This is a genomic window from Halopiger aswanensis, from assembly GCF_003610195.1.
Lineage (GTDB): Archaea > Halobacteriota > Halobacteria > Halobacteriales > Natrialbaceae > Halopiger > Halopiger aswanensis.
This window is the reverse complement of record NZ_RAPO01000003.1, coordinates 80,927-96,457: the sequence shown is the minus strand read 5'-3', so window position 1 is coordinate 96,457 and position 15,531 is coordinate 80,927. Positions and strand designations below refer to the sequence as shown.

13 protein-coding genes and 3 tRNA genes are annotated in these 15,531 nt (G+C 65.2%); 11 read left to right on the top strand and 5 right to left on the bottom strand.

Going from position 1 to position 15,531, the window contains the following annotated elements; all coding sequences use genetic code 11:
* Positions 1–89 precede the first annotated feature (89 nt).
* Positions 90–518: a ribbon-helix-helix protein, CopG family gene (locus ATJ93_RS14440; RefSeq protein WP_120245372.1), complete on the top strand. Its 429-nt coding sequence runs from the start codon at positions 90–92 to the stop codon at positions 516–518.
* A gap of 21 nt (positions 519–539) precedes the next feature.
* Here the strand turns inward: ATJ93_RS14440 and ATJ93_RS14435 are convergent, their stop codons facing one another.
* Entirely contained in the window at positions 540–995 is a 456-nt protein-coding gene (locus ATJ93_RS14435; protein ID WP_120245371.1) for a DUF5814 domain-containing protein, read from the bottom strand.
* A gap of 178 nt (positions 996–1,173) precedes the next feature.
* Here ATJ93_RS14435 and ATJ93_RS14430 point away from each other — a divergent pair.
* Positions 1,174–1,245: transfer RNA gene (locus tag ATJ93_RS14430), tRNA-His, on the top strand.
* 289 nt (positions 1,246–1,534) lie between these two features.
* Positions 1,535–2,830, top strand: a complete 1,296-nt coding sequence (locus tag ATJ93_RS14425) for a hypothetical protein (protein ID WP_120245370.1) — start codon at positions 1,535–1,537, stop codon at positions 2,828–2,830.
* 5 nt (positions 2,831–2,835) lie between these two features.
* On the opposite strand, the gene ATJ93_RS14420 is transcribed toward ATJ93_RS14425, so the two are convergent.
* The gene (locus tag ATJ93_RS14420; protein ID WP_120245369.1) at positions 2,836–3,696 is read right to left on the bottom strand and encodes an aldo/keto reductase; all 861 of its coding nucleotides are present in this window, start codon (positions 3,694–3,696) and stop codon (positions 2,836–2,838) included.
* A 326-nt stretch (positions 3,697–4,022) separates the two neighbouring features.
* On the opposite strand from ATJ93_RS14420, the gene ATJ93_RS14415 reads away from it, so the two are divergent.
* The 5 genes from ATJ93_RS14415 (at position 4,023) to ATJ93_RS14395 (ending at position 10,303) form a co-directional block, all read left to right on the top strand.
* Positions 4,023–6,005, top strand: coding sequence for an ABC transporter ATP-binding protein (locus ATJ93_RS14415; protein WP_120245368.1), 1,983 nt, complete (start codon positions 4,023–4,025; stop codon positions 6,003–6,005).
* A gap of 612 nt (positions 6,006–6,617) precedes the next feature.
* A complete protein-coding gene (locus ATJ93_RS14410) occupies positions 6,618–7,781 on the top strand; it encodes an ABC transporter substrate-binding protein (protein ID WP_120245367.1) in 1,164 nt (387 codons plus the stop codon).
* Positions 7,778–8,608, top strand: a complete 831-nt coding sequence (locus ATJ93_RS14405) for an ABC transporter permease (RefSeq protein ID WP_120245366.1) — start codon at positions 7,778–7,780, stop codon at positions 8,606–8,608. Before ATJ93_RS14410 ends, ATJ93_RS14405 begins: the two co-directional genes overlap by 4 nt.
* Before the next feature lie 91 nt (positions 8,609–8,699).
* Positions 8,700–9,548, top strand: coding sequence for an ABC transporter ATP-binding protein (locus tag ATJ93_RS14400; protein WP_120245365.1), 849 nt, complete (start codon positions 8,700–8,702; stop codon positions 9,546–9,548).
* Positions 9,548–10,303, top strand: a complete 756-nt coding sequence (locus ATJ93_RS14395) for an ABC transporter permease (RefSeq protein ID WP_120245364.1) — start codon at positions 9,548–9,550, stop codon at positions 10,301–10,303. Before ATJ93_RS14400 ends, ATJ93_RS14395 begins: the two co-directional genes overlap by 1 nt.
* Positions 10,304–10,381: 78 nt before the next feature.
* Here the strand turns inward: ATJ93_RS14395 and ATJ93_RS14390 are convergent, their stop codons facing one another.
* Both ATJ93_RS14390 and ATJ93_RS14385 read right to left on the bottom strand, forming a co-directional pair.
* A complete protein-coding gene (locus tag ATJ93_RS14390; RefSeq protein ID WP_245977584.1) occupies positions 10,382–11,134 on the bottom strand; it encodes a sulfite exporter TauE/SafE family protein in 753 nt (250 codons plus the stop codon).
* A gap of 338 nt (positions 11,135–11,472) precedes the next feature.
* Positions 11,473–11,546, bottom strand: a tRNA-Phe gene (locus ATJ93_RS14385).
* A 225-nt stretch (positions 11,547–11,771) separates the two neighbouring features.
* On the opposite strand from ATJ93_RS14385, the gene ATJ93_RS14380 reads away from it, so the two are divergent.
* Positions 11,772–12,218 carry a DUF7344 domain-containing protein gene (locus ATJ93_RS14380; RefSeq protein WP_120245362.1) on the top strand — a complete coding sequence of 149 codons (447 nt, stop codon included), beginning with the start codon at positions 11,772–11,774 and terminating at the stop codon, positions 12,216–12,218.
* A 621-nt stretch (positions 12,219–12,839) separates the two neighbouring features.
* Here ATJ93_RS14380 and ATJ93_RS14375 read toward each other — a convergent pair.
* Positions 12,840–12,913, bottom strand: a tRNA-Val gene (locus ATJ93_RS14375).
* Positions 12,914–12,973: 60 nt separating this feature from the next.
* On the opposite strand from ATJ93_RS14375, the gene ATJ93_RS14370 reads away from it, so the two are divergent.
* Positions 12,974–13,465: a DUF192 domain-containing protein gene (locus ATJ93_RS14370; RefSeq protein WP_120245361.1), complete on the top strand. Its 492-nt coding sequence runs from the start codon at positions 12,974–12,976 to the stop codon at positions 13,463–13,465.
* Between the two features lie 75 nt (positions 13,466–13,540).
* A complete protein-coding gene (locus ATJ93_RS14365) occupies positions 13,541–15,505 on the top strand; it encodes an ABC transporter ATP-binding protein (RefSeq protein ID WP_120245360.1) in 1,965 nt (654 codons plus the stop codon).
* Positions 15,506–15,531: the final 26 nt, after the last annotated feature.

The window sequence follows — 15,531 nt, the reverse complement described above, 5'->3', positions numbered from 1 at the left end:
CGCCGGTAATTCGGGGCGAACCCGCCGCCTGTCGAATTTGCTGAGTCTGACAAACTGTTAAGTGAGACGAACCGAGATTCATAGTGAGAATGGGCAACAAGAACAAGACGATCTCGTTTCGCGTCAACGAGGACGCGTTCGAATCGCTCCAGGACATCGCCGAGGAGCGCGACATCTCGTTGTCCGCGGTCTTCCGGGACTACGTCGACCAGCTCGTCGAACACGACGGACAGGTCGCGGTCGTCCCGGAGGACGAACTCGGCGCCGGCCCGGCGACCGGCGACGGGGACGGCGAGGGCGAGGGCGAGGACCTCTCGTTCCCGCCGACCGTCGAAGTCCCCAAGAGCTTCATCCGCGAACACGAGCGCCTCGAGCTCGAGGCCGACCACCTTCGGGAGCAACTCGACGAGTACAAGTCCTACGTGACCGAGCTGCAGGACCGGCTCGAGGACGAACAGGACGAGGTGCTGTTGCTCGACGAACTCGACGAGGACGACGAATCGTATCCGCTCCGCTAACTGGGTTATCGCGTTACTGCGTTACCGCGCGAGATCCTGCTTCGCCCGCCGAATCTCGTCTCGCTTCTCCGATTCGCCGTCGACCCGCGCGAGCCCCTCGGCCGCCTCGAGCGTCCGGACCGCGTCGTCGAGGAACGAGAGGATGTCGCCGGGGTAGGCGTAGACCATGTAGTCGTCGGTCATCACGTCGACGATCGCGTCCGGCCCGAGCCCCTCCGCGCGCAACTCGAGGAGGTAGCGGACGAACTTGCGCTCGGGGCAGCCGCAGTAGGGGTTGTTGTCGCAGCTACAGTCGAGGAAGTCGCTCGAGAAGTCGAGCACCCGCTCCTGGGTTGCATCATCTAACTTCTCGAGGCCGTCCCCCTGAAAGAGCATGTCCAGCGTCGCCCCCTTGAACGCCCCTTTCGGGATATTCGTCTCGAGCTGGGAGCTCAACTGCTGGTGATTCTTGACGTAGATCTTGTCGGTGATGGCCACGCGTTGGCGGGTATAGGATCGGACTCCCGAAAAGCGTCTCGGTCGCGAGCGCTGCGGCCGGAGTGTACACCGCATACGACGGCGCAACTGGATGGTGGCCTTGTTCCGGTTTCTCACGCCGTTTCTCGAGTCGTAACGTATTTCAGTTCGACCGGTCCTACGTAAGCACGTAAGCGTGTCCGGGTTGGGGTAGTGGTTATCCTTCAGCCTTGTGGAGGCTGAGACGCGGGTTCGATTCTCGCACCCGGACCTTCTGTGGCGAACAAACTCGTGAGCCACAGAAGTCGTCAGAGAATCGAACCCCGCCAGTCGCAGCGGCCGAACGGAGTGAGGCCGACCGTCTGGCTACGGTTCGATTCTCGCACCCGGACGTTTTGCCGCGAGCAAACCGGCGAGTCGCAGGCATCGTCAGAACGGAACTCGAGGCGGCGCGATGACGGAGCGGCCATCGTGCCGATGAGTCGAGATCGGCTCGCGTATCGAGGGCGGCGGCGTGGTCATGCCCTCGCGTTTAGACGGAGCGTCCCGTACCGACGGGTATGGCGGACGTTCGGCGCGGTGCGCGGCGCGAGGAGCCGAGACGGAACGCGGCGCTGGCGTGGCTCGTCACGATCGTCCTCGTCGTGCTGGCGATCGGCCACGGCGGGACGCGCTCGTACCGCTGGTTCGCCTTCACCCTCGCCGCGGTCGCGATCGTCCTGCTTCCGGTGATCGCGCGCCGCGATCCGCTCGCGATGCCGCCGTGGACGCTGTTGGTGCTCGTGCTCCTCCCCATCGTCCACGCGACGGTGCTCGGCGAGTCGTTCCTGACGACCGTCGAAACGTACGTCGCCGTCGCCGCCATCGCGCTCGTCGCGGTCGTCGAGATCGACCGGTTCACGGCGGTACGGATGACCCACGGCTTTGCGATCGCGCTGGTCGTTCTGACGACGCTGGCCGTCGCCGGCGCGTGGAACGTCGCCCAGTGGGTCGCCGACGTGACGCTCGGGACCGACTACATCCTGACGGGCCGGTCGGAGGACGCGGCAAACCGCGCGATGATGATCGATTTCGCCTACGCCGCGGTCGCGGGCCTCGCGGCCGGCGTGCTCTTTGACCGGCTCTTCAAGACCTACTCCGAGCCAGTCTCCGAACGATCGGCGACGAGCGAGAACGAGGAGCCAGCACCCGACTCGGAACCCGATCCCGTGCCGCCGCTGCTTCGCGATCGGCTAGACGTCCCCGACGAAATCGTTCGTCGCCTCGCTCGAGTCATGCAGGTCGCGCTTGCGGGAATCTTACTGTACGGGCTCGTCACGCGGGACCTGCCGACGGTCGCTAACGCCGCTATCGCGCTGGCGATCACGTTCCTGCCCGCCGTCCTCGAGCGCGACGCTCGCCTCCCGCTCGAGCCGGGGATCGTCTTCTGGCTGACGGCGGCCGTCTTCCTTCACGCGCTGGGCTCGGCCGGGTTCTACGGCCTGATCGGGCAGTGGGACAGCCTGACGCATACGATGTCGGCGTCGATCGTCGCCGCGGCCGGCTACGCGGTCGTCCGAGCGATCGATCTCCACACAGACGAGGTCTACTTCCCGCCGGCGATGCTGTTCGCCTTCATCCTCGTGTTCGTCCTCGCGTTCGGGGTCGTCTGGGAGCTCTTCGAGTTCGGCATCGACTGGAGCGCGCGGGTGCTCGGCATCGATGCGGTCGTCTCCCAACACGGACTGAGCGATACGATCGTCGACCTCGTCTACGACGTCGTCGGTGCGATCGTCGCGGCGGTCTGGGGCTCGTTCTACCTCACGGATCTCTCCAACCGGATCGCCGGTCAGTTCGAGAGCGAAAACAGCGGCTAAGTCGGCTACTCCGCGACGTCGGTCAGCCGCTGGACTTCCTCGTCCGACAGCGATAGCTGCGTGGCGGCCACGTTCGACTCGAGGTGGTCGGGATCCGAGGTGCCCGGAATCGGCAGTACGACGTCGGAGTGGGCCAGTAGCCACGCCAGCGCGACCTGTCGGCGCGTCGCGTCGTGTTCGTCGCCGATCTCGTCTAACACGTCGCCGTGCGCGTCGAGGTCGTCGCCGTCGATCGGCGCCCACGGGATGAACCCGATGTCGTTCTGCTCGCAGACCTCGAGCACGTCCGCGCTCGAGCGGTCGTCTACGTTGTACCGGTTCTGGACGGTAGCGACGTCGACGTACTCGCGGGCCGTCTCGAGTTGTTCGACGGAGACGTTGCTGACGCCGACCTGGTCGACGAGGCCGTCGTCCTGCAGTTCGGCGAATGTCTGGATGGAGTCCTCGTAGGGGACGTCCTCGTCGGGACGGTGGAACTGGTAGAGGTCGATCGTGTCGGTCCCGAGCCGGTCGAGCGAGGTCAGGACCTGATTGCGGATGTAGTCCGGGTCGCCGTGAGCGAGCCAGTCGCCCTCGCGGTTGCGAAGCAGGCCGGCCTTGGTCGCGACCAGCACGTCGTCGCGGTCGCCGATCGCCTCGCGGATGAGCCGCTCGCTCACGCCGGGGCCGTAGGAGTCGGCGGTGTCGATGAGGTCGACGCCGAGGTCGACTGCGTGCTGGACGACCTCGCGTGCAGTCTCTTCGTCGTCCGGCGGGCCGATGATCTCATCCCCGCAGAGACGCATCGCGCCGAATCCGAGCCGGTGGACGGTCGTGTCGCCGATCTCGAACGTGTCGCTCTCGTTTTCGATCGAGTTGCTGCTCACGGCCCTATATCTGGACGGCAGCCTGATAGGTGTGGTCGTTGCGGTAGCCTCGTGGGGTTCGTCGGCGTCCGTTCCGCCCTGGAGCGCAACTCCGTACCACTGCCGAACGCAGCTCGGTTCCCGTACAATGTGACGGCTATCTCCGACAGAATACGAAACGCCGTTCTCAGCGCGTCGATACCGTTTCTCGAGCCGTACCGTCTGCGGGTTCGCTCTGCGGGCCGTTCATCGCCGTCACGGCGGCGCTCGAGCCCGTACTGAAACCGGTGCCACGTTCTCCCTGCCCACGGTTTTATGTACTCAGTACCGAAAGACGGCACGACCGAATGGCTGTCGAGAAGAGTACGTTTGAGGCCTATCGCGACCGCGTCTCCAAGCCGTTGGTTCGTATCTTTACGACGTTCGGTCGCGACCACTGGGCCGTTTTCGGTGTCGGATTGGTGTTGAACCTGATTCAGCGGGGAGCGTCGCTGGTGCCGCCGTTTATCCTCGGCGTGGCGATCGACGCCGTCTTTAACCAGACCCGGGGCTACGAACTCCCCCTGCTCCCCGCGGCGTGGATTCCGGGCGATCGGGCCGGACAACTGTGGTTCTCCTTCGGCCTGATTATCGGGAGCTACCTCCTGTTGGCGGTCTCCTCGCTGGCTCGCGGCCTCTGTATGGATTACTTCTCGCATCGCGTCATGCACGACGTCCGGACCGCGACGTACCGGAAGCTCCAGCGGCTCGATATGGGCTTTTTCGAGTCCGAGGACACCGGCGAACTGATGAGCGTGCTCAACAACGACGTCTCGAACTTCGAGCGGTTCTTCGACGACGCGTTCGTCAGGGCCTCCCGGATCGCGGCGGTCCTCCTCGGCGTCACGGCCATCCTCATCTACCTGAACTGGCAACTCGCGCTGGTGACGCTGAGCGCGCTTCCGCTGTTGGCCGTCGGCACCCTCCTCTTTCACCGCCTCGTCGAGCCCGCCTACGACGCGATCCGGTCGGCCGTCGGCTCGATGAACACGCGCCTCGAGAACAACCTCGGCGGGATGCAACTCATCAAGTCGACCGCGACCGAGGAGTACGAGAACGAGCGGGTCAACGACGTCTCGTGGAACTACTTCGAATCGAACTGGTGGCGGATCAAGCTCGAGCTGCTCTATCACCCCGGATCCCGGTTCCTCACCAACGTCGCCTTCGGAATGACGTTCCTGGTCGGCGGCGTCTGGCTCGTCAGCGGCCCGCCGGGGCCGTTCACCGGCGAGCTGTCGGTCGGGACGCTCGTCACCTTCCTGTTTATGAGCCAGCGGATTCGCAACCCGATGCGGGACATCGCCAGCGTCGTCGACCTCTACGAGAACGCTCGCGCGTCCGGCAAGCGCGTCTTCGGGCTGCTCGACATGCCCGTCAGGATCACGGACGCCCCCGACGCCGAGGAACTCCCCGCCGTCGACGGCCACGTCGAGTACGATTCGGTCACGTTCGACTACGCGAACGCCATCCCGTCGCCGGCGGACGCCGAACCCGACGGCGGCACCGTCGCGGCCGACGCGCAGGAGGGCCGGGACTCGAGCGACGACGAGACCGATCCGGTGCTGAAGGACGTCTCCTTCGAGGCCGAACCAGGGGAGACCGTCGCGCTCGTCGGCGCGACCGGCGCGGGCAAGTCGACGGTGCTCAAACTGCTGCTCCGACTCTACGACGTCGACGAGGGTTCGATCCGCATCGACGGCTACGACCTGCGGGACGTCACCCTCGCGAGTCTGCGCGAGTCGATCGGCTACGTCAGCCAGGAGACGTACCTCTTCGGCGGCACGATCCGCGAAAACATCGCCTACGGTCGGTTCGACGCGACCGACGAGGAGATCCGCGAGGCCGCGAAGGTCGCCGAAGCCCACGAGTTCATCGAGCGACTCCCCGAGGGCTACGACACGCAGGTCGGCGAGCGCGGCGTCCGGCTCTCCGGCGGCCAGCGCCAGCGGATCTCGATCGCCCGGACCGTCGTCGGCGATCCGGACATCCTGATCTTCGACGAGGCGACGAGCGCGGTCGACACCGAGACGGAGATGCTCATCCAGCGCTCGCTCGACCGCCTCAGCGCCGACCGGACCACGTTCATCATCGCCCACCGGCTCTCGACGATCCGCGACGCCGACAAAATCCTCGTCCTCGATGACGGCGAGATCGTCGAACGCGGGACCCACGACGAACTCCTCGAGCGAGACAGCCTCTACGCGAACCTCTGGCGCGTTCAGGCGGGCCAGATCGACGAACTGCCCGAGGAGTTCATCGACGACGCGATCGATCGGACCTCCGGGCAGTAGTCGGGACGCAGTGTGCGTCGGCAGGCGCCGCCGTTCGCCGATCGACGGCCGGTGAACCGTCACCGATTCTCATGTGGTCGTCCCGACGGCACTGTTGCGCAGGCACGGACCGACGACGGCGACCTCCCGGCCGATTCGGTCCGCGAACTCGAGCCGACGGTCGCCGACGCATACGCTGCTGCTGACGTTCGGATCGATTCGAGACCGCGTTCTTCGACGGCGGCCGCGAGTTTCCCGCCGAGATCCGCTCGCGCGCCTACGACTGACTCGACCGGCGGCTCGCGCGCTGATCCCGCGGCCGCACCACCGAGCCGGCGCCGCACCCGTCGGATCGGCACTTTCGCTTCTCGAAGGTGGCGGCGCAACCGCCGCACCGGTGTCCGTATTCGGGAGTACGCAACACTTTCGCTCCAAATGTCGATACGCGCTACCCCCGAGCGGGCGTCGAATAACCGGCGCATACGAGGGCGTATTGCCCTCGAGCGGACTGCACCTGCAGGCCGGCTCCTTCTCCCCAGCTATCGATAATAGCTGATAGGTGACTGCTCTTCCCGTCGGGGACGACCCCGCCGAGCGAAATTGCAGCGACACGGACCAGCGAGGGAATATTCTATGGACGCTACCGGACGACATTCACATCGACGAACCGACGAATCGACGACCGAAACGGGGGTGAGCAGGCGACGGCTACTCGGAGCCTCGAGCGCGATCGGCGCGAGCGCGCTCGCCGGCTGCACCGGCGGCGAAGTCCTCGGCGGGGCTCTCGCCGGCTTCGACGACCAGGCGTTTATCGTCGGCTACCAGCCCTTCTACACCGAGTCGTGGTCGGCGCTCGTAATCCGCCACGCCGGCCTCGCGGAGAAGTACCTCCCCGAGGAGTACTCCGTCGCGAGCTGGGAGGTCGCCCTCCAAGGCGCGGTGGTCGGAAACAAGATGATCTCGGAACAGAACGACATCGGCTACACCGGCGACATGCCGACGATCACCGCGATGGCGAACGACGAGACGGCGATCGACATGGTCGCGATCGCGGGCTTCTCGGCGGGCCAGCAGTGCAACCTCTGTTTCGTCCCCGAGGGCGTCGACATCGAGGACGCGCAGGATCTGGACGGCCGCGAGATCGGCGTCACTACCGGCGCCTGCACCCACCGGTTCCTCCTCGAGGCGGTGCAGGACGAGGGGATCAGTCCCGACTTCTCCGATCAGGGGATGCAGACGATCGTCACGAACATCCGCGAGGGGAACATCCCGGCCGGCGCCGGCTGGGAACCCTCTCCCTCGCGGTCGGTTATTCAGGAGGGCGCCGCGGAATACCTGTTCACCGGCGCGGACTACGACGCGTACGACGCCGCCGGGCTCCTGATGCTGGACTCGCTGGTCGAGAACCACCCCGAGGCCGCGCGCGGCTGGTTGAAGGCCGAACTCGAGGCCAAACACATCATGGCGACCGATCCCGAGCGGACGATCGACCTGATCCAGCAGGAGGGACAGCTTCGGGACTACGAGCGCGAGACGCTGCACGCGACCCTCTACGAGAACATCGACGTCAACCCCGACGTCGAGCGCATGCTGTTCTACACCGACTACGAGGCCGTCGACGAGGCCGAGCGGCTGATGAAGGAGGAGGCGCCGGCGTTCCTCGCCGAGAACCAGGGCGTCATCGACGGCGTGCCGCCGGACGATCGCTACCGCACCGAGCCGCTACAGGCGGCGATCGACGAACTCGAGGACGACGACGAGGCGGACTGGGAGCCGCTCCGGGGGGCCGAGCGATGAGCGCCGAACCGATCGACCGGCTCCAGCGCCAGGTCGGCGAACTGTCCGTCCCGTTCCCCTCGAAGCGACTCCGCCAGCTGCTGTCGGTGGCGCTGTTTCTCGCCTGCTGGTCGCTCGCCGTCCGCGTCGGCTTCCTCGGGTTCGACAAGTTCGTCGGCCCCGAGACGACGCTGCAGACGCTAGTTTCGGCGTTGGGCGGCGCGCCGATGACCGAGGGCGGCGAGACGATCTACGAGCACGCGGCCTACTCGGCGCTGCGGGTCCTCGTCGCCGTCACGCTCGCGGTCCTCGTCGCCATCCCGCTCGGGTTGGCGATCGGCACGAGCCGGCGCTGGGAGGACGCGCTGTTCCCCGGGCTCGAGGTGTTCCGGCCGGTCCCGCCGGTGGCCTGGGTGCCGATTGCCCTCCTGCTACTGCCGACGTTCCGCAGCGGCGTGATCTTCGTGGTGTTCGTCGGGTCGTTCTTCCCGATCCTCGTTAACACCGTCGAGGGCGTCCGGACCGTCGAGGAGGAGTACGTGCAGGCGGCCTCGAGCCTGGGCGCCGAGTCGCGCCAGGTGTTTCGCCACGTGATCGTCCCCGCGACGCTGCCGTCGATCGTCACCGGCGTCTCGATCGGCGTCGGTCTGGCGTGGATCACGGTCGTCGCCGCGGAGATGATCGCCGGCGGCGTCGGCATCGGTTACATCATCTTCCAGGCCTACCGGCTGCTCCAGACCGACGTCGTCGCGGTCGGCATGATCGCGATCGGCGCCCTCGGCTACGTTTCGGCCGCGGCCGTCTACCGGATCGGCGACTACCTCACCCGCTGGCAGGAGGTCGAGTGAACGTGAACGCAAGCGCAAGCGCAACCGCGACCGATCGTCCCGTCTCCGCAACCGTCCCCCGTCTACCACCCGACCGACACGCAAACCTACTATGAGCAAACCCAACACACCCCCCGACGATTCGACGACCGCAGGACCGACCTCCGGTACGACCGGCAAGACCGGCGAGATAACGATCGACGACCTACGAAAGGTATACGATCCCAACGGCGAGCACGTCGTCGCGGTCGACGACATGAACCTCGAGGTCGATGCCGAGGAGTTCGTCGCGATTCTGGGCCCCTCGGGCTGCGGGAAGAGCACCGTCATGGACTGCATCGCCGGCTACCTCGAGCCGACCGCGGGCGACGTCCTCGTCGACGGAAACCGGGTCTCCGAACCCGATCCGAAGCGCGGCGTCGTCTTCCAGGAGAACCGCCTGTTCCCGTGGAAGACGGTCCAGGAGAACGTCGAGTTCGGCCCGCAGATGCGCGACGGGGTCGAGGAGGGCCGCGCCGAATCAATCCTCGACGAGATGGGGCTCGACGGGTTCGAGGACTCGTACCCGCCCGGCCTCTCCGGCGGGATGCAACAGCGGGCCGAACTCGCCCGCCTGCTCGCGAACGATCCGGACATCATGCTGATGGACGAGCCGTTCAGCGCGCTCGACGCCCTCACCAAGGAGATCATGCAGGAGAAACTGCTCGAGGTCTGGGAGCGCGACAACCGGACGGTGCTGTTCATCACCCACGACGTCGAGGAGGCGATCCTGCTCGCCGATCGCGTGATCGTGATGACGGCCCGACCCGGCCAGGTGAAAGACGTCATCGACGTCGATATCGACCGCCCGCGCGACCGCGAAGTCGTCACGACCGATCGGTTCACCGAACTCCGGGAACGGGCGCTGTCGGTCATCCGCGAGGAGGCCGAGCGCGCGCTCGAACAGGAGGCTGGCGGCTGATGGACTCCCGACGCCGACTCGTCCGCGCGGGTTCGATCCTTGCGGTGCCGCTCCTCTGGCTCGTCGCCAGTCGCTTCGGGCTGCTCTCGGGACTGCCGACGCCCATCGAGGTGATCGACGCCTACGTCGCCGAACTCTACCGCGAGGACTTCTGGCTCTCGACGGTCCAGAGCACGATCCGGGTGTTCGTCTCGTTCGCCGTCGCGGCGGCGCTGGCGATCCCGCTGGGACTACTGATCGGGCGCTACGAGGCGTTCGCCGATCTGACCTTCCCCGCCCTCGAGATGCTTCGGCCGATCCCGCCGATCGCGTGGATTCCCTTCACGATCCTCGTGTTGCCGGCCGCCGAACTCTCGATCATGTTCATCACGTTCCTCGGCGCCTTCTTCCCGATCCTGCTGAACACAATTCAGGGTGCGCGCGGCGTCGAGGTGGAGTACTCGCGGGCCGCCCAGTCGCTCGGTGCGAACTCCTACCAGACGTTCCGCCACGTCATCTACCCCAGCGCGCTGCCCGCGATCCACGCCGGCATGATCGTCGGCATGGGGCTCGCGTGGGTCAACCTGATCGCCGCCGAGATGGTCGCCGGCGGCACCGGCCTCGGCTTCCTGACGTGGTCGGCCTACACGAGCGGCTCGTACCCGACGATCATCGTCGGCATCATCACCATCGGGCTGCTCGGCGCGCTCTCCTCGGCGATCGTTCGATTCGTCGGCGACTGGCAGCTGAACTGGGGCGAGAATCAGCCGACCTGAACGCCGCCGTTTTCGGCTCTCGTGTTTCCGAGACGCAACCGATCGTCCGACGACAGTTACCGCCGTCGCCGCTCCGATTCACACGACCAGCGAAACCGCCAGTCCGATCAGCACGACGCCCAGCGCGAATTTCAGTCGATCCGCGTCGATCCGGTGTGCGAGCAGCCAACCGATCCCGACGCCGCCGAGGTACGCCGCCGTAATCGGCGCAAACAGTCCGAGGACGATCGCATCGCGGAGCAGGTAGTTGACCGCCGTAAAGAGCGCGGTGAACACCACGACGATCTGGGTCACCGCGATCGTCACGAGCATCGGGATCCCGACCAGCACGAGCGCCGGCGCCGACAGCGCCGCCCCGCCGATTCCCAACAGCCCGCCGAAGACGCCGATTACGAGCCCGATGGCGCCGAACGCTGCGAGGTCCCGCCGACCCCGTCCGAGTTCGACGCGCGGTTCGAGGTCCCGGTACTCCCGATAGACGATGTTGCAGCCGACGATCGCGAGCAGGAAGGCCAGCGTTACACCGTAGGCTTGTCGCGAGAGAGAGGCGTTCGCCTGGACGCCGATCCACGTGCCGACGGCGGCGGCCGCGCTGACGACGCCCGCGACCCGCCAGTCGATCTCGCCCGACCGCGCGTAGATCAGGCTCCCGAAGACCGCTCCGACGGTGAAGATCGCGCTCGAGGTCCCCGCGACTTCGCTACTCGAGAGCGAGGTGAGCAGGTACAGTCCGGTGACGATGAGGATGCCTCCCGGACCGATCGTCGCGACGATCACGCCGCCGAGAAACGAAAGCGCGAGGAGGGCGATCAGTACCTCGGTGGCGAGCACCACGATTCTCGGTTCCGGCTACCCGTCTCCGGTGGGTAGCTGTTGGCCTTGCAGAGCGCGCCCGTCTCGCCGACTGCGTGTGCTCGCACGCTCGCGCATCGGCTTCAGCCTCCGTCGGCCCCACAAGCAAACCGGCTCACTCGGGGCTCAAATCGCCGCCGCTATCCAGTGCTGATCTGCTCAAAATCGGGACACACAACTCGACCGGTGTCCGTTGCAGCAGCAGTATGGACCTCCGGGATTTGAACCGGAGGAAGACTCACTTCGTTCGTCTTCCAGAGTTACGAATCCGGTCAGAATTCCATTTCCGTCGCTCACGGATTTGTTCGCGACAGAAATGCCGCCTCCCGGATTTGAACCGGGGACAGCTCGATCTTCAGTCGAGTGCTCTCCCAGTCTGAGCTAAGGCGGCTTACTCATCTCTCGGTCGATGATATAAAAAAGGATTTCGAATCGGAAGCGGCATTCGACTCGTTCTCATAGGTGTCGTGGTACCACCCCGATATCCCAGTTGTGAGGAAGCAATAAACGAACAGTAATTTCCCCATAGGCTCCGGTTTCTATCGGTTAGCGACCGCCTGTCGGATTTGCGGATATTCAAGACACCCTTTTCCGCACCGGGGAGTAACATCGTGTTATGGAAGCACTTACCTCGAGTCAGGAGGCGCAAGAGCTTTCGGCCGACACCATCCTCGAGTTACTCGCGAATCGGCGTCGGCGATACCTGCTCTACGCGCTCCGGGGTCGCGAGGACCCGATCGAACTCTCGACGCTGGCCGAGCAGGTCGCCGGCTGGGAACACGACGTCCACCCGGACGACGTCGAGAAAAACGAGTACAAGAGCGTCTACGTCTCGTCGGTCCAGTGCCACGTCCCGAAACTGGCCGACGCGGGCGTCGTCGACCACGACGAGGACAACCACACCGTCGTCCTCGCGGACAATTTCAAGCAGCTCGAGCCGTACCTCCGGGTTGTCGTCAAGGACGAACCGGAGAACTCGACGCTGCACGCGGCGCTGGAAGCCGAATCCGGTGAGGGCTTCTTCAGTTCGATCCGGGAGAACGTCGCTCGCCTCAAGCAGTAAGCGGGCCGCCGATCGCACGTGGCGTGCGATCGACCGAGGATAGCCGAGCGGCTACTGCTAGACTGGACTCGAGGTCGCACGGATTCACGACCGACTCGAGGCTGATCGGAGCACGTCCGGGCGCCTCCTTTTGTACCGTTGCTTGCGGTCGGAAGGGAAACGATACGGAGTTACCAGTTCCCGGATGTGTCCTACAGATTGAAACCGGCTGAAACGGATGCCCTCACGATGTTACCCCCGGTTACTAACTGATTAGCCGAGGTGATCTGAAGACCTGCGCTCGTGCCGTTGCACTGCGTATGGAACGCAGTCTCGTCACGATCGCACACAGTGCTGGTCGGTGGTGCGACAGGCTCGAGTAAGATCGGCCCGGGCGGCGCCAGGACGACTCGAGGGTGATGAAACGGCTCGGGCGGGTTCGAACCACCTGAACTTCGCTCGCTGCCGCTCGCTCGTTCCGTCGTTCGAACCGCCACTCGCATCACGATACCGTCGCTCACGAGTTGTTCGCGACAGAAATAGTGGGCTCGGGCGGGTTCGAACCACGGTCGGAGTAAACTCCTCCCTGATTAGAACCCGCCTTCGAGACATGTCTCTGGCTCACGTTGTTCGCCAGAGAAATGGGCTCGGGCGGGTTCGAACCACCGACCTCGGCCTTGTAAAGGCCGCGTCATGACCAGCTAGACCACGAGCCCGCATTCGAACCAAGTCCCGCCGTCCGAATAACCTTTACTTTCTCGCCGCGCAGTTCGCGTATGACACTCGAGCGCGTCTGGCAAGCGCTGCTCGCCGTCGTTTTGGTCCTGCTCGTCGGCGTCGTCCTCGTGCAGGCCGGCTTCGTCTCGGCGCCCTGGCACGTCGATCGGGGTGAAGTTCGCGTGCTCGACAACAGCGGGGAGCCGAAGGCCGTCGTCAACGTCTCCGTCGCGGATACCCGTCAGGAGCAGTACACCGGCCTCAGCGACCACGATTCTCTCGAGTCGGGTGAGGGAATGCTGTTCGTCCACTCGAGCGAGGACGATCGCACGTACGTCATGCGGGAGATGGACTTCCCTATCGACATCGTCTTCATCGGGGCTGACCGCGAAATCACGGGGATCGAACACGCACGCGCCCCCGAACCCGACGAGGACGGCGAAGATCTCCGATACACCGGCCGGGCGAAATGGGTGCTCGAGATCCCTCGCAGCTACGCGAACGAGACCGGGATGGCCGTCGGCGACGAAGTCGAGATCGAGTACGAGTAACTGTCCGGTCGATCCGGAACCGAACTGTTTCGATTCGTAGCAACCCTTATTGGCGCGGATCCCAAACTCGAGCCGATGAGCGGGAGCGGCGTCGATTGGGAGGAGGACGACCCGTTCGAGGAGCAACGCGAAGAGATCGAGAACCCGATGAAGCGGCTGTTCCTCGAGTACGGGCGCGACTACGCCTTCCCGGCGATCGTCGGCGTGCTCGCAAGTATCGTCGCCCGCGTTCTCGATCTGCTGCCGCCGATCATGCTGGCGGTCGCGCTCGACGCGGTGTTTCGCGACGAAGTCAGCAGTTACGCGGCGGCGTTACCCTTCGGCGGCAGCCTGGTCGAACCGTACATTCCCGCGACGCAGCTCGGCCAGTTCTACCTGACCATCGGCGTTATCGCCGGCGCCTTCTTCTTCGGCGCAACCTTTCACTGGCTTCGCAACTGGGGCTTCAACGCCTTCGCCCAGAACATCCAGCACGACATCCGCACCGACACCTACGACAAGATGCAGCGGCTGAACATGGACTTCTTCGCCGACAAGCAGACCGGCGAGATGATGTCCATCCTCTCGAACGACGTCAACCGCCTCGAGCGGTTCCTGAACGACGGGATGAACTCCCTGTTCCGGATGGCGGTGATGATCGTCGGCATCGGCGTCATCCTCTTCGCCTACAACTGGCAACTCGCGCTGGTGGCGCTGCTGCCGGTGCCGCTGATCGCCGGCTTCACCTACCTGTTCGTCAAGATCATCCAGCCGAAGTACGCCGCCGTCCGCTCGACCGTCGGCAAGGTCAACTCTCGCCTCGAGAACAACCTCGGCGGGATTCAGGTGATCAAGTCGAGCACCACCGAGGAGTACGAGTCCGAGCGCGTCGAGGACGTCTCGCAGGACTACTTCGACGCCAACTGGGACGCCATCGAGACCCGCATCAAGTTCTTCCCGGGGCTGCGCGTCCTCGCGGGGATCGGCTTCGTCGTCACGTTCCTCGTCGGCGGCCTGTGGGTCTTCCAGGGACCGCCCGGTCCCTTCACCGGGACGCTGAGCGAGGGCGAGTTCGTGGTCTTCATCCTCTACACGCAGCGCTTTATCTGGCCCATGGCGCAGTTCGGGCAGATCATCAACATGTACCAGCGCGCCCGCGCGTCCTCGGCGCGCATGTTCGGCCTGATGGACGAACCGAACCTCGTCGCCGAGAACCCGAACGCGAGCGGCCTCGAGGTGCGCGAGGGCCGCGTCGAGTACGACCACGTCACCTTCGGCTACGACGAGGAGGAGACGATCGTCGACGACATCGACTTCACCGTCCGGGCCGGCGAGACGCTGGCGCTGGTCGGTCCCACGGGTGCAGGTAAGTCGACGGTCCTCAAACTCCTGCTCCGGATGTACGACGTCGACGAGGGCGCGATCACCGTCGACGGGCAGGACATCCGCAACGTCACTCTCGAGAGCCTGCGAGACTCGATCGGCTACGTCAGTCAGGACACGTTCCTCTTCTACGGCACCGTCGAGGAGAACATCAAGTACGGCACCTTCGACGCCGACCGCGAGGACGTGATCGAGGCCGCGAAGATGGCCGAGGCCCACGACTTCATCCAGAACCTGCCCGACGGCTACGACACCGAGGTCGGGGAACGGGGCGTCAAACTCTCGGGCGGCCAGCGCCAGCGCATCTCCATCGCGCGGGCGATCCTCAAGGACCCCGACATCCTCGTGTTAGACGAGGCGACCAGCGACGTCGACACCGAGACGGAGATGCTCATCCAGCGCTCGATCGACGACCTCGCCGAAGACCGCACCACCTTCGCCATCGCCCACCGCCTCTCGACGATCAAGGACGCGGATCAGATCCTCGTCCTCGAGGACGGCGAGATCGTCGAACGCGGCTCTCACGAGGAACTGCTGGAAAACGAGGGGCTGTACTCGCACCTCTGGGGCGTCCAGGCCGGCGAGATCGACGAGTTACCGCAGGAGTTCATCGAGCGCGCCCAGCGTCGGCAGGCGCGAACCGAAGTGGACGTCGACGTCGGAGACGATGACGACTGACGGCGGTCGACGGTAGCCGATAGAAT